10 protein-coding genes are annotated in these 14,244 nt (G+C 61.7%); 3 read left to right on the top strand and 7 right to left on the bottom strand.

Annotated features, from left to right (window positions below):
* The 4 genes from BLR02_RS26630 to BLR02_RS26640 form a co-directional block, all read right to left on the bottom strand.
* Positions 1 to 242: transposase (locus tag BLR02_RS26630; protein WP_143018332.1), on the bottom strand; the 242-nt coding region annotated here is incomplete at its 3' end.
* Positions 243 to 353: 111 nt separating this feature from the next.
* On the bottom strand, positions 354 to 1,271 hold the full coding sequence (locus tag BLR02_RS26635; protein ID WP_176849852.1) for a glycosyltransferase family 2 protein: 918 nt from the start codon (positions 1,269 to 1,271) through the stop codon (positions 354 to 356).
* Complete coding sequence (locus tag BLR02_RS29845; protein ID WP_176849853.1) at positions 1,264 to 1,848, bottom strand: hypothetical protein; 585 nt, start codon at positions 1,846 to 1,848, stop codon at positions 1,264 to 1,266. Before BLR02_RS29845 ends, BLR02_RS26635 begins: the two co-directional genes overlap by 8 nt.
* A 20-nt stretch (positions 1,849 to 1,868) precedes the next feature.
* Complete coding sequence (locus BLR02_RS26640) at positions 1,869 to 3,659, bottom strand: ATP-binding protein (RefSeq protein WP_143018333.1); 1,791 nt, start codon at positions 3,657 to 3,659, stop codon at positions 1,869 to 1,871.
* Between the two features lie 373 nt (positions 3,660 to 4,032).
* Between BLR02_RS26640 and BLR02_RS26645 the strand changes: the two genes are divergently transcribed.
* From BLR02_RS26645 to BLR02_RS26655, 3 genes are all read left to right on the top strand, one after another.
* Positions 4,033 to 5,220: a polysaccharide pyruvyl transferase family protein gene (locus tag BLR02_RS26645; protein WP_090665290.1), complete on the top strand. Its 1,188-nt coding sequence runs from the start codon at positions 4,033 to 4,035 to the stop codon at positions 5,218 to 5,220.
* Positions 5,221 to 5,268: 48 nt separating this feature from the next.
* Positions 5,269 to 7,053, top strand: a complete 1,785-nt coding sequence (locus tag BLR02_RS26650) for a glycosyltransferase 61 family protein (RefSeq protein WP_090665295.1) — start codon at positions 5,269 to 5,271, stop codon at positions 7,051 to 7,053.
* 251 nt (positions 7,054 to 7,304) lie between these two features.
* Positions 7,305 to 9,215, top strand: coding sequence for a glycosyltransferase family protein (locus BLR02_RS26655; RefSeq protein ID WP_090665291.1), 1,911 nt, complete (start codon positions 7,305 to 7,307; stop codon positions 9,213 to 9,215).
* A 63-nt stretch (positions 9,216 to 9,278) separates the two neighbouring features.
* On the opposite strand, the gene BLR02_RS26660 is transcribed toward BLR02_RS26655, so the two are convergent.
* The 3 genes from BLR02_RS26660 to BLR02_RS26670 form a co-directional block, all read right to left on the bottom strand.
* Positions 9,279 to 10,199: a hypothetical protein gene (locus BLR02_RS26660; RefSeq protein ID WP_143018335.1), complete on the bottom strand. Its 921-nt coding sequence runs from the start codon at positions 10,197 to 10,199 to the stop codon at positions 9,279 to 9,281.
* A 159-nt stretch (positions 10,200 to 10,358) separates the two neighbouring features.
* On the bottom strand, positions 10,359 to 11,498 hold the full coding sequence (locus tag BLR02_RS26665) for an AGE family epimerase/isomerase (RefSeq protein WP_176849854.1): 1,140 nt from the start codon (positions 11,496 to 11,498) through the stop codon (positions 10,359 to 10,361).
* 72 nt (positions 11,499 to 11,570) lie between these two features.
* The gene (locus BLR02_RS26670; RefSeq protein WP_090665294.1) at positions 11,571 to 14,024 is read right to left on the bottom strand and encodes a glycosyltransferase; all 2,454 of its coding nucleotides are present in this window, start codon (positions 14,022 to 14,024) and stop codon (positions 11,571 to 11,573) included.
* Between the last annotated feature and the right edge of the window lie 220 nt (positions 14,025 to 14,244).

Below are 14,244 nucleotides of genomic sequence, written 5' to 3' on the forward strand. Positions count from 1 at the left end.
GCCTCGAAGATCACCTCCCACCAGCCGCGCAGACACCAACGCCGCCAGCGGTGATAGACGCTCGACCAGAGACCCAACCCGTCTGGCAGGTCGCGCCACGGCGCGCCGGTTCGGCAAATCCAGAGCGCCGCCTCAACGAAGCGGCGCAGTGCCACGTCATCACGCTTCCAGACAAGGGGGATTTGCTGCATCACCAGCATCAGCGACACCCATTGGGCGTCGTCCAGGCTTGTCCTGGTCATGGCCGCGTTCCTTGAAAGCCTCAAGACCTTCCAAGGTGGCGCGGCCAGAGACCAGATCGGAGCCAGATCGGTTAGTCAGACAGTCCGGTCACAGACCCTAGGCAGGCAGGGTCACAACCCGCCGCCGAAGGCGACGGTTGCGAGGTAGATGCCCCGGAGCTGGAGGCTGAACTCCGCATAGTTGTGCGGCTCGGCGCTCAGGGCGTTAAGGTTGCGCCGGTTCGCCTCGAGCTGGCCAATCACTTCTCCATATTCGCGGCGAGCCTGCGGGTCACCCGCCTTGGTCAGGCCGGCTACCATGTCGGAGACAGCCTGCCAGAACACGCGGCGGCGGAACCATTCCGGCTTGAGGCGACTGGTCGGGATCACGTGGTCCACGGTCATGCGCGGCTCGTAGTAGACATGCTGCATGCCGATCTGCTCGAGCAGGGCCGTCTCGTCATTGCTGAGGAGCGAGGCCGCGCCCTTCCGCCCAAGTGAGGTGTCGAAAACCCCATATTGCTCGAAGACCGCCCGCCGGAACGCCATGTTTGCGCCCACGATCCACTCCCCCTTACGGAGGAAGCGGGGGCGCGAACTCCAGTCGATGCAGGACAGGTAGCCCGAGAGCTGGTTGTCGTACCAGGCCGGCAAGGTCGGCAGAGTGTATCGCGGCAGCACCTTCCCGCCGAGGACGCTGACCGAAGGCTGCTCCTCGAACACCTCGATGACCGTCCGGCACCAGTCGTCGCAGACGATCGCGTCATCGTCGAGGAAGGCCACGATCTCGCCGGTGCTATGCGTGATGCCGAAATTCCGCGCGGCCGAAAGCCCGACCGTCTCGCAGACCTCGAGCCGCACGCGCGGGTCGGTCGGAATTGTGACGGGAAGGCGCTTCTCGGCTGGCGTGTTCTCGACGACCAGCACCTCCGTCGCCGTTTCGGTGAAGCCCTTGGACGCCAGGAGGGCGTCCAGCGTGTCGCTCAGCGCATCGTAGCGGTCATAGGTGCAGATGACGACGCTGAGGCGCGGTGCCTGGGCCTCAGCCAATGCGGCTGAATGCGATGCGTCGGAAGGAGAAGCTGACGTCTCGTTCCGCGGGCCGGCTTTCCGGGGCGATTTGGAGGACGAAATCAAGGCTTGATTCATGGGGGGCCTCGGCAATAACCGTTGTGAAGAGCGAGCTTTCAGAGGACAGCCACGGCCAGACCCGGCCATCGGCAACCAATTGGAAGGACGCTTTCGCCTCCTCGCTGACGAAATCGACGGCCTCGACCTCGAAGCGGTACTGGTACCGCCGGTCGAGCAGGAGCTTCCCCTCGATGAGCCCGGAGGGCCCGACCCAGCGCTTCGCGCCCGTGGCATCGAATTCGGGCTCGAACAGGCTGGGGAAATAGACGTTCGGCAGGCGGACGTCATAGAGCCAGGCGCTCGGGGCTGGCCCGCGGCTGGCCAGGGCCAGCGACCGCGCCGCCAGGCTGTCGCTCAGGCTGGCGATGGCGTCGAGCTGCGCCTCGCACTCCTGCATGCGGGCGTTGATCGCTGCGAACCGGCCGTCGAGTACGGAGAAGAACTCATCCTGCGAGGCCTGGAAGATCGTATGTAGGGAAGACATCACGGCGTTCATACACTCCATTCGGTAGTGCCTCAGACAGGAAGCGGCAGGGCCGGTTCCGGCGACGGGGATGCATCGAGGGGACGGCTGGCCAGATGGTCCCGGATGGCGGCCAGCGCGCCGGGCAGGAGGTCGTCGAAATCATCGGCGGCGGTGGACAGCGCCTCCGGCGAGATCGCCTTCTCGATATGCCCCTTCTGCCAGTTCTTGGAGTTGAGGTGCTTGGCGAGGCCGAAGAGGACCGCCCGCACGAGGCGACGCACGAAATGCCCCTCGGTGACGTCCTCGACCAGCTGCCGCAGCGTCTCCTTGTCGGCCAGCGGCGCGGCCGCGTCATGCAGCTGGCCCTGAAAGCGCAGGAGCCCGTCATAGCCCATGTTGATGAAGAGCTGCTGCGTCTCGGGGTAGAAGCAGGCGGCGCGCCCTTCCAGCCAGCGATCCCGCACATCGACCGGGTTGCGCAGCAGCACTGGCTCGACCCCGCAGGCCTTCCGGACGCCGGCAAAGGCATCCGAGGTAGCAGACACGTCCTTTTCCTTGGGGGCCGTAACGCTGGCCTTGCCCTTGGATCCCTCGGCCTTCTCGCCCTCGGCGGCCTTGTCGCCTTCGGACAACTGGTCGAGCCCAAGGCGGCCAGCGAGGCTGCCAAATTCGTTGACGATGGCGGCATTCACTGCCCGGCCCTCAGTGGTGCGTCGGGCGATGCTGCGCACCCAGCCCGGCTGCTTCTCGCGCACCAGCGCGGCGAAGTCCTTCGTCCTCACCTGCTGCTGCTCGGACCCCTCGTAGCGCAGGAACTGGCGGTACATGTCGGGCAGGAGGGGGTAGTCGTCCGACAGCTCGATCAGCACCGAGAGGTGGCGGCCGCCGAAGGTGAAGCCGAAGATGGGGGCCTCATAGAACCAGGGGGAGCCGTGCTGCACCTCGTACATCTCGTTGCGCCACACCACCGCGATGAGGCTCGACGAGGCCTGCAGCGCGTCCTCGCTGGACGCGTTCTCCTGCGGGCGTGCCGCATGCTGCGGGTCATGCAGGTAGTGGATGGTGATGCCCTGGCCAGCCGGCACCGCTTCATAGCCGGCGAAGGCGGTGGTGGCCCTGCGCTTCAGGGGCTCGAAGCGCCGCGGCGCCTTGAACCAGTGGAGGCCCGGCTCGACGACCAGCGCCACATCGGCGGGAAGGTCGAAGTACCGGTGATAGAGCGCCTGGGGAAGCCAGTATGGCTTCGAGGCCGGGTCGCCGTGATACGGGTCGATGGCGGTGTCCTGGCCCGGCTCCTGGCCGAGCAGCACGACCTCCGTCCAGTCATGGTCGACCGGCAGGCCGTCATCGACGGCCAACTCGGTGACATCCGCCACATCGACCAGGCGCTCGGCGCCCGGGCGGTAGACGCGGCCCGGCTGGGGGCGGAGCAGGCGGCCATAGACGCCATCCCGCTTGCCGAGCGTGACCTCGCTGACGCGCCCGGCGGCGCAGGACCGGTAGCGCACGCCGTGATGGTTCGACGGGAGGGAGGCGACCTTGGCGCCCATGCCGAAATTGCGGTCGAGGCCCTTCACCTTGCCGATGGAGGAGGCGAGGTCGCACATCCGGTACAGCGCGTCGGCGTCCATGCCCGGGCCGGTGTTCCAGATGCGGAGCTTGCGGACGCCCTCGACCTCGACGGTGCCGATCCTGACCTGCTTGAGGTCCGGGCACTGGCGGGCCGCCTCGATGGCGTTCTGCACCAGCTCCCGCAGCATCATCACCTTCGGGCAGCGATCGATGAGGCTGGAGACGAGGAAGGCCTCGTCGTCCACGCCGAGACCTGTGACTTTTGACATACAGTTCCCCGAGATTGGCCGAAAAGCGCTTGACGATTATGAAAACTTCTATCAGATCACAAAGCCGAGAGGAAGCACCAATTTGAGAAACCGTTTATCAGTTTAGTTGAGTTCATCACGCAACAAGTTTCTAACGGAACAGGAATGACCTGCCCAAGATATCGAAGCGCTGATATTGTAGGCGCACATTTATTTCTGTTTGGTTGACGGCGTAGATATAAAATGAGGAAATTAAGTTTGACTTTTCAAGATGAAATTGTCATTTTATAAGAAACACCGCGTTGTGATACTGTGTGTTAATGCTAATGACTGAACTATTAAGATTGCTTCACGGTAAAAATACCAAAATGTTTGTTGAAGAGGAAGAAGCTCAATGTTGGAAGCGGCGGAGTCAAAATTGAAAGTTGCACAGAAGCCGACAAAGCATCGGCCATTTTTCGTATCTTTTGACCTGAATGTTAATGGGCTGCAGTTTTCTTCCACCGAAAATCTTCTGAGTCATTTTGGACAGAATGTCGGAAATCTTGCCTTTGTTTACGCTATGTCCGAGCAAATAGTTGGAGAAAAGAAATATTTTGGCTCCAGCACAAAACAAATAGCAGACATTAATAAAGAGCACGATGTTCTTGTGTTCCCTGCTGCAAATAATGTTGGGGAGAAGTCTGATCTCGGTTGGCTTGCAACCATTATTGAAAAAACCAATTTGCCAATATTGATTGTGGGTTTGGGCGTTCAGGCCAATCTTGGCCAAGTTGATTTCCCTCTCATGCCGGGGACGTTGCGGTTTTTTGATGTCGTTAAAGAGCGAAGCATTAGCTTGGGCGTTCGGGGAAAGTTCACAAAGGAATTTTTAAGCAGGCATGGTATTTCAACGACTCATATCACCGGCTGTCCATCAAATTTCATCAATCCAAATCCCCATCTTGGTAAACTGATTCTCGACAAACGGTATGCCGATCTGAGCGAGAAAAAAATTGCGTCTGTTGCGCTTAACCTCGAATACTTTCGGCTTGAATCCGAGAAGGTCCGCGTGCTTACTGACTGGGTCAATGATTTTTCAGGGGCGCTAATTTTACAGTCTGATGAAAGTGTCTTTTCGCTCGTGCGGGGAGATTTTCAGAAAGACCTAAAGATGGCATCTTGGATTGGCAAATACTTTCTTGGCAAAGAGGATGCGGCGGATACGGAAGCTTGGCTAGCGCGGTACGGTCGCATTTACATTCATGTGCCATCATGGATGGATTACCTGCGTGGCTTGTCCCTTTCCGTGGGTTCTCGTTTTCATGGTAACATGCTCGCTGTGCAGGCTGGGACGCCGGGTATTGTCTTCCCGCATGATAGTCGGACATTGGAGATGTGTGAGACGATGATGCTCCCACATTTCCCGTGGGATGATATCCAACCGGGAATTTCTATCCAGCAGGTTTTGAAAAAAACCCATTTTTCTGGAGCTGCTTTTGATCAGAATCGTTCGCGGTTGGCGCGCGTTTATCGTGACCTTGTTTACCGCGTAGGGTTGGATGTAATACCTGCTGTGCATGAAATTTGTGACGCGAACTAGCTTGCTGGTAAAGGCAGGCATGCACTCGTAATCTGAAAAGAGAAAACGATGCCTGATCCAATCGATGAAACAGGAAGCCAAATTCTGGCTCAATCGTTGGAGGATATACCAGCTCTTCGTGCTTCACTTAAAGAGCCTCCAATCAGTCCCATTAAGTACGCGAAGCTTGCTTCTGTATTAAACAAATGTGGCAAATATGAAGCCGCCGAAAAAGTTGCTCGCGATGGGCTTGGCTTCTTTATTGACTCTGGCTGGTTGATGCTCAGGCTGGCGGAATCCCTTTTTCACCAAAAACGATACTTGGAGGCCTACTCATGGGCTTGTCGATCAATTAATGCCGAGCCCTACAAAAGCGAGATGTACTTTCTTGCCATTAACATTGCCTTAAAGATGTCAGATATTAATTGCGCCATGCAAATTATAGAGAAGTCTGAGGAGATTTTCCCGAATAATCCTTCTATCTTACATATCCTGAGTATGGCATTCGAAGCCATGGGTGATATTGAGAAGGCAGCTAGTTTTGAAGGCAAGGCGGCACAAATTGCTCCGAAAAGCATTTATCAGAATCGAGCTATAAGGTTGTATTTAAAAACTAATCGTATTGAAAGTGCGGCCTCAATGGCTGAAACTGCGTTAAGTGTCGCAAAGCAGGATCTAGATCTTGATAGCTTAACTTACATTGCTGATTGCTTGCCCTCAGGAGAACGGAAAAGTGGTTTCCTGAAGGCTCTGTTGCATTTGGATCCCCACTTCCGATTTGTGCCGCTTTTTAAAAGAGCTAATTTTTCTGCTCCCCCGTATATTTCATTTGAGGACGATGCAAGGATAGTAGCGCGAGGGGAGCAAGCTGATACGCGCCTAGCTGAGATCTTCTCCGGTTTAAGTCACCCAGTTGCACAAAGCATAAAGAATCTAAACTGCGGGTCCGATGTGACCCTTAAACAGTACACAAACGTTGAATTGTGTATTTTTCGAGAGGGTTTCTGTATAATATCAAAAAGTGGCGAGGTTGCTGATTTGCGAGCACCGGATTTGGTTTCAGAACATATTGATGTTGCTAGAAGGATGCCCAGACTTGATACACTAAATGAACTATTTTTTGCGGGCGACATTTTTGGTCCCAACAACTACTGTCACTGGTTTGTCGATCATCTTCCAAGAATAGTCTTTGCTAACGAAAATTTCCCAAGCATGGAAGTTGGATTAACAAAATTAATTCAGCAAAAATTTCATGAGCCTTCGTTATTGAAATTTGGAGTTAATCCAAATAAGATTCGCGCTTTGCGGCGAGGCCGATATAGCGTCAACAACCTTTGTGTTCTAAGTACATCGGGGGTTGATTTTCGGCATGCGTTTCAGCAGGGAAATCGAAACTATGCAAATATTGTTATGGAAAAAATTCACTCAAACTCCAATCTAAATCGCCGGCGTATTTTCCTTGGCCGCCCCAACACACTTGGGCGAAATTTAAAAAACATAGAAGATATTAAAAATACCGTAGAAATGTTTGGTTTGGTTATTGTAGACCCAGGTTTATATACTTTTGAAGAGCAGGTGGCGCTGATGCAGGAAGCCGAAGTAGTGGTTGGTATCCATGGAGCGGCATTGACAAACTTGCTTTTCTGCAAGCCGCGCGCAAAAGTTGTTGAAATTTTTCCGCCTCGGTATGGTTCGTGGGCCTTTGCTATTATTTCAAATTTACGAGACTTGGAATATCATCCTATTGTTGGGGAAGATGTTGGTGTGAGTGGCGGAATGCTTACTGATGCCGGCCGCCGCGACTTCTTTATTTCGCCAAAAAAACTAAATAATCTCTTGGGCGAAGTGATTTAAGAAAAGCAACTTCACTATTTTCTTTTGGGCGAATAGGCGTGGGCGTAACAGGCAGCTGTAATGTTTAAGCGGAATATTTGGATTTATATGCCGCGCCCCTGCCTCCATGATGCATCGCTTACCGCTTGCCATTCAAGGAGCTAGAAATGCAAGCACGTACTGGCAATAATGCTTTAATTCGTTCTGCTCTAATTGTTTCCCCCTTCGCCACCTGGCCACTCGATGCTGGCCACCGACGGCGGACCATGCAGATGACGCGCCTGCTCAAGCAGGCCGGCTACCACATCACCTTCCTCCTCGTCGCCTTCGAGGACCACTGGTACTGGCGGCACGACGAGGCGACCTGCGAGATCCTCCGCGGCCAGTGGGACGAGGTCCATGTGGTCTATGCCCATCGTGGCGTCGGCACGCCGCCGAAGAACGGCGTCCACCACCACCTCGACGAGTGGTGGGACGCGGATCTCGAGGCCATGCTCCGCAACGTCTCCGGCCGCCGCGTCTTCGACGTGGCCGTCGTGCACAATGTCTGGCTGAGCAAGGCCTTCGACTTCCTGCCCCGCCGCACCGTCCGGGTGCTGGAGACGCACGACATCTTCTGGAAGCGGCCGGAGGCCTTCCGCCGCATCGGCCAGGCGCCGGAATTCTTCATCTGCAACAAGCCCGACGAGGTCTTCGGCATCCGCCGGGCCGATATCGTCGTCGCCATCCAGCAGAAGGAAGGCGTCGAGCTGCTGCACGCCACCGGCTCCGAGGTCATCACCGTCCCCTTCTACGACCCGACGCTGGAGGCGGAGGCGCCGCGCCTGAGGCGGCGCGACTACCTGGCGCCGGGCAAGGTCTCCTTCGGCTTCCTCGCCAGCCCGAACATCTTCAACATCACCGGCTTCCAGGCCCTGCTGACGGAGCTCGAGCGCCGCGTCGGCGAGACCTTCGCCCCGGTGGACCTGGTGGTCGGCGGCCGCGTCGGCGAGCATGTGAAGACCACCTTGGCGATGCGCAAGCTCGGCTTCGTGCCGACCGAGGCGGACCTGTACGAGAAGGTCGACTACGCCATCGCCCCGGTCTTCGACGGCACCGGCTTCAAGATCAAGACCGCCGATGCCCTGGCGCTGGAGATGCCCTCCCTCTTCAGCACCCATTCGGCCGACGGCACGGTGCTCGACCCATCGGTCCAGTTCGACTCGCCCGCAGCCATGGCCGAGGCGATGATCGAGCTGAGCCTCAGGCGGCCGCCCATCTCAGGCAACCGCGTCCATGTCACCCGCGCTCGGCTGGCTCTTGGCGCCAGCACCGCCGCCGGCGCCAAGCTTTTCATTGACAGCATCGCCCGGCGTTCCGAGCCACTGGTCATCGACCTGTCCACGGCCCATCCGGTCTCGGATTCGCTCGTGCTGCAGAGCTTCCTCAGCCAAATCCGCATCTACTCCGAACGTCGCGCGGTCACCCTGCTGCTGTCGCCCGAGGCGATGCGCGTCGCGGCCCGGGTGCTCCCACCCGGCGTCGGCGCCGTCTCGATGGACAGCTTCCTCGACGCCCTCGGTCAGCCCGACCGGCCGAACCTGACGGTGCTCGACGTGCTGGGTCGGACCTCGGCCATTGCGGAGCGCCTGCGCCCGGGCGACACCCTGATCTGGGACCAGCGCTGGGCCGGCTACTCCTCCGACCGGCCGGGCGGCGTCTTCGGCATGCTGCCGGTGTTCCACTCCAACCTGCTGTGGGAGCCGTCGCCGATGTCCATGCGGAAGGCGATCCCGAAAGCGGCGCTGGCCCGCATCCTCGAGGCGCCGGCCCTGCAGCGCCTCGTCTTCGTCGAAGGGGATCTCGGCGATCTCACGCGCGAGGCGCGCGCGAGGTCCAACTGGCGTGGCACGGTCTATGTCCGGACCGATGACTGGACCAGCCTGCAGAACGCCATCATGAGCCTCAGCCTCCGCAAGCCGGAGGAGGTGCTGTGGCTTGCTCCGGCACGTGGCGTGGCGTTCCGCGCCGCGCTCGAGATGTGTGCGCTGCACCGGATTCCCTTATCCGGCATGGCCGACGACGCATGCTTCCGCTCGGGCGCGCTTCCGCACAACCTCATCCAGGAGAATGACAAGCTAGTGCCGCAAATCTTCGATGAGGGGCTGAAGCGCCGTCCGGCCAAGCTGCTGGTGGCTGCCTGACCCGGAGGATGGCTGGACCTGATCTACGATCCCGGTGATCGCGGATCAGGGTTTAAGGCTGTCCTACTCCTCCGCCTCGAAGTGGATCCACTGGCGGATCGCCTCGAAGACGCGCTGCCCAAGTTCGGGTTTCGCCTTGGCGATCTGGAACAGCCCCTCGACCAGATGCCCCTTGAACAGGAAGTCGTATTCGCGGCTGTGCTTGTACTTGCCGACGGCATGGAGGTAGAGCACCGGCTTGCCGCTCGCCAGGACCCGCCCATCCGCCTGGATAGAGGCCTTGAACCAGGGCAGGTCGCGTGAGGCCACTGTATCCGAGCTGATGTCGACCAGCTCGTACATCGGCTTCACGGTGACGGGCAGCTGGTCCACTGCGTAATTCAGCAGCGGCTGGTCCACCACGCCACGACGCCGTACCTTCTGATAATGAGGAAGGTTCTTGCGAATGGCGCCAGAGATGGCGTCGAAGGTAAGGCGGTTGGTGCGCTTGAACAGGAAGCTGCTCGAGAAGCCGTTGGTGCGGCGCAGCAGCGCCGCCGCCTCGATGACGTCCTCGTAGATCCATCCCTTCGACACCGAGGCGAAGCTGAGGTCGAATTCCTGCTCCGCCGCCTGGCGCAGGATCTGCCCGATATCCGATGTGACGATGGTGTCGATGTCGATATAGGCGACCGGCCCGGGCTGGTCGAAGATCCAGAGCTTGCGGATCTTGCCAAGCATGTAGGGATAGGGCTGCTGCGGCGGGTCGTCGTCGAACAATTCACGGCCGAACAGGTCGTAGCGCGACAGGTCGTCCTCGACCCATTCGCAGCCGAAATGCGCGCCGATCGCGCGGCACAAGGCCGTGTCGTCGTTGAATGGGATGATGCGGACGCGAAGATCCTTCGAATAGCGCCGCAACGATACCAAGAAGCGCAGCAGCTCCGGCGCTATCGGGTCATTGGCGACAACCGCTATTACGGGAGCTTCGGCATTATTTGGCATACTCGGACTTTTCCTTGGTCCCGCAACGGGAGCGTCCATGGTGGAAGCGGCAGATCACACGAATTCCAGGGCTTGTCGCATCAGGGAGGCAGGTGGCCCGTTCCGCCCCTGACCGGTGCGGCATGTCACGCCGCGCAGCTGTGTGTCCACGGTCGCATGTCAGCCGGCTAGCACACGCTGCCCTTCAGCGATTGCAACGAAGATGTGATACAGCGTGCTGGCCGGAACAGGGCCCGGCAAGAGGCGGTGATCCGCATCCAACTGGTCGGTCCAGCCGGCTGCGATGGGCTGGCGCAGGTAATGGCGGTCCAGCGCGCCCAAGGCGGCGCGTGCTGCGTCGGCGGCGCCGGGACGGCCGAGTTCCGCCTCTGCCAGCCAGGCCTTGGCCAATTCGGTTTGCAGCCAGGTTCGCCGGGTCGCGCGGTGCACGCTGCCATCCCGCAGCGCCTGGTCCACCAGCAGGCCAGTGCCCGGGTCCGCCCATCGCAGGGCGGTCGAAAGCAGCTCGCCGGAGATGTCGTTAGCGGGGAGGCCGGCCAATGCATCATGCCGCCGCAGCAGCCAGACCCATTCGGCGTGGTGCCCCGGCTCCAGGATCGTGCCCGGAAGACCCGGGGCCGGCGCCCAGTCGTCGGTGAAGTATTCGCCAAGGCTCCGCGTCGCCCGGTCGTAGAGCCGCGTCTCGAACAGGACGCGATGGCGCGCGGCACGCTCCGCCCCGCTGGGGATGCCGTGTTCCATCAGGGCCAGCATCGCTTCGAACCAATGCATCTGCGGGTTCTGCCGGCGCGGCAGGCTGGCGGGTACGCCCTCCAGCAGGCTTCCATCGGCGGCCGTCATCTCCGCATCGAGGAAATCCAGCGTGGCATCGAGCACCCGGCGCACCCGCGCCTCGCCGGTGGCCCGCCAGAGCCAGCTACAGGCCAGCACGATGAAGGCATGGTCGTAGGCATCGCGCAGCGGGCTGACCACATGCCCGCCCGGCGAGAAGGTGTGGATGAAGCTGGTCTTGCCATCCGGAGCCTGGGCAACCGCAACCAAGCTGTCGAAGGCACGCAGGGCGAGCGCCGCCCCCTCCGGGGCCCAGCCGAGGACCGCGGCCTGGGCATAGACATAGATCTGCCGTGCCTGCACCCGTACCCGCCGGGGCGCCGCCCGATCGGGCGTGCCATCGGGCAGCAGGCGTTCCTGGAACAGTCCGGAACCCTCGTCGAAGCCGGGCCCGGCCCAGTAGGGCAGCACCACGTCACTGATCCAGCGACAGAGATCCCGTTCAGTGGTCACACCCACAGTGGTCACACCCAGCGTCCCCTGCCAGCACCCCGCAGGATAGCGCCCCCGCCGGACCGGCTCAACCTGAGCTGGCCATGCTCACGCCGCGCCGCGCGGCTCCAGGGAGCCGATCGCGCGCCGCAGCCCCGCCGTCACCGCTGCCTCCGAGTATTCGGACCTGGCGAAGGCGAGCCCGGCCTGCCGCACCGCGTCCCAGGCCGCGGCGTCCTCGTACAGCGCCGCCAGCTTCAGGACGAACTCATCCTCGCCCGCTGCCTGCACGCTGCCGATGCAAGGCAGGCTGATGCCCTCATAGGCGATCGGCGTGCCGATGCAGGGCAGGCCGGTCGCCAGCGCCTCAATCACCTTGCCCTTCAGCCCGGCCCCGTAGCGCAGCGGCGCCACCGCCAGCCGGTGCGCGGCATAGAGCGGCCCCAGCTCCTCCACATAGCCCGCCACGGTGATGCTGGGCTGCTCTCCGAGGGCCCGGATCTCGGCCGGCATGTGGCTGCCGACGATGGTGAGGGTCAGCTCCGGCAGCATGTCCCGCAGGCCGGGCCAGATGCGCTGCACGAACCAGAGGATGCCGTCGCCGTTCGGCGCATGGCGGAAGCCGCCGACGAAGAGCAGCCCCTGCCGCTCCGCATGCCCGGGGCCGTCGGCCACCAGCGGCACGGCCCACGGCACGACCTCGACATGGTCGGCCGCGCAGGCCTGCAGCACGGATGCCTCGGCGGGGCTGTGCACGATGACCGCATCGGCCTGCAGGATCGCCGCCATCTCCGCGTCGCGCCGCACGACGACGGCGGGCGGCGGGCCGGCATCGCCGAGCTCCGCCTGCCGCTCCAGCCGCAGGAAATGCAGGTCCGCCACGCTGTAGACGAGCCGGGCCTTGGGGGCGAGCGCCCGGCAGGTGGTGATGTGCCGCACCGCCACCTCGCCGCGATGCAGGTAGATGACGTCGAACTCGTCCTTGCGCCGCCGCAGCACCTCCTCGACCGACCAGGCGAAGGGATGGTGCAGGACCTCGATGCCGGCATCCTGCAACGCCTCGCCGTCCTCGCCCTGGAGGCCCATATGCGAGGCGGCGATGAGGGCCACTTTCGCGCCCATGCGCTGCAGCAGCCGGATATGGCAGGCGGCGGCGGCGGAGCCGGCATCCTGACGCGGGGTCGGCACGGTGGCGTCGATGAACAGCACGCGGAAGGCGGCGCCGCGGTCCTTCTCCACCTCGATGGTCGTGGCCGCGGGCGCATGGCCCAGCAGCACCTTGCGCCAGCGCTGGAGGAAGCGCCGCGCATTCACCACCTGGTGCCGCTTCGGCCCGACCGTGAGATCGGTGCCGCCGGTGCCGCCCTCGAGATGGATGACGGCGGAGCGCGGCTGGTAGCGCACCCGCCAGCCGGCTGCGCGCGCGCGGAAGCAGTAGTCGGTGTCCTCGTAATAGGCGGGAAGGAATTCCTCGTCGAAGCCGCCCAGCTGGTCGAAGACCGCGCGCCGCGTCATGAGCGAGGCGCCGGAGACGTAGTCGGCATCCCGGCGGTAGTTGAACCGGCCATCCAGCGGGTCGCCGCCACGGCCGTAATTCACCCCGTCGGCCAGCCGGAGGATGATCCCGCCCGCCTCCTGCAGGGTGCCGTCCCTGTTGATGAGCTTGGAGCCGACGACGCCGGTCTCCGGCTCCTCCTCCAGCAGCGCGACCAGGGCGTCGAGCGACCCCGGCTGCAGCTCCGTGTCGTTGTTGAGGAAGTAGAGGAACTCGCCGCGCGCCATGGCCGCGCCGGCGTTGCAGGACCGCAGGAAGCCGAGCGTCGACTGGTTGCGTAGCAGCCGCATGTGGCGGATCAGCAGTGGGGCCAGCAGCGTCTCGTCCGCCGAGCCGTCATCAACCAGGATCACCTCGTAGGGCGTCGTGTCCGGCAGTTCGGAGAGCGTGGCGAGGCAGGCATGGGTCAGCTCGAACTTGCCGAAGACGGGGATGATGATGGAAACCCGCGGCTCCGCATGCTCGCGCAGTGACACAGGCGGGAAGCGCTCCCGCGCCGCGGCCAGCGCGGCCTGGAACGGGCCGTCCGGCAGGGGGGATTCGGCCAAGGCCGGTTGCGCTGCCTGGAGCAGGCGGTCGAGTAGCGGCAGCATGCCGTCGAGCAGCGTGCGGGCGGTCAAGCTCTGCTCCGCCTGCGCCCTGGCCTCACCCAGTTCCCGTTGCAGCTGCTCGTCCAGCCGCCCGAGCAACTGGTCCGCCGGCTCGAAATCGGCGGCGAGGGTGATGACCGCCAGCACCGCGCGGGCATCCGCGTCGATCAGCCGCAGCCTGAGCGCCGGGCCCTGTTGCAGGAAGCTCGGCAGGGCGAGGTGGAAGGCATGGTCGCCGGTGCCGATGCCGGCCACCTCGAGGTCCTTGCGGAAGGTGTTGGCGGTGACTTCCGTAAGGTATTCGGTGCCGTCGAGCACGATGATGCGGATGTGGCGCTCCGGGCGATCCACGTCATAGGCCCAGCCCGCCAGGGACTTCCGGTCCGCATGATCCAGATGGAAGACAGCCCGGCTCACGACCGGCCACAGGCCTGCACGGCCGCCATGACAAATCCGGTGACTGCTTGCATGGCCAGGATACTAGCGCGGCGTCAATTCAACGTCCAGGCAATCCCCAGGCCGGGGGCGCGGGGCCAGCCCCCGCCTAGGGTCTGTGACCGGACTGTCTGACTAACCGATCTGGCTCCGATCTGGTCTCTGGCCGCGCCACCTTGGAAGGTCTTGAGGCTTTCAAGGA

This window comes from Belnapia rosea (genome assembly GCF_900101615.1).
Classification (GTDB): Bacteria; Pseudomonadota; Alphaproteobacteria; order Acetobacterales; family Acetobacteraceae; genus Belnapia; species Belnapia rosea.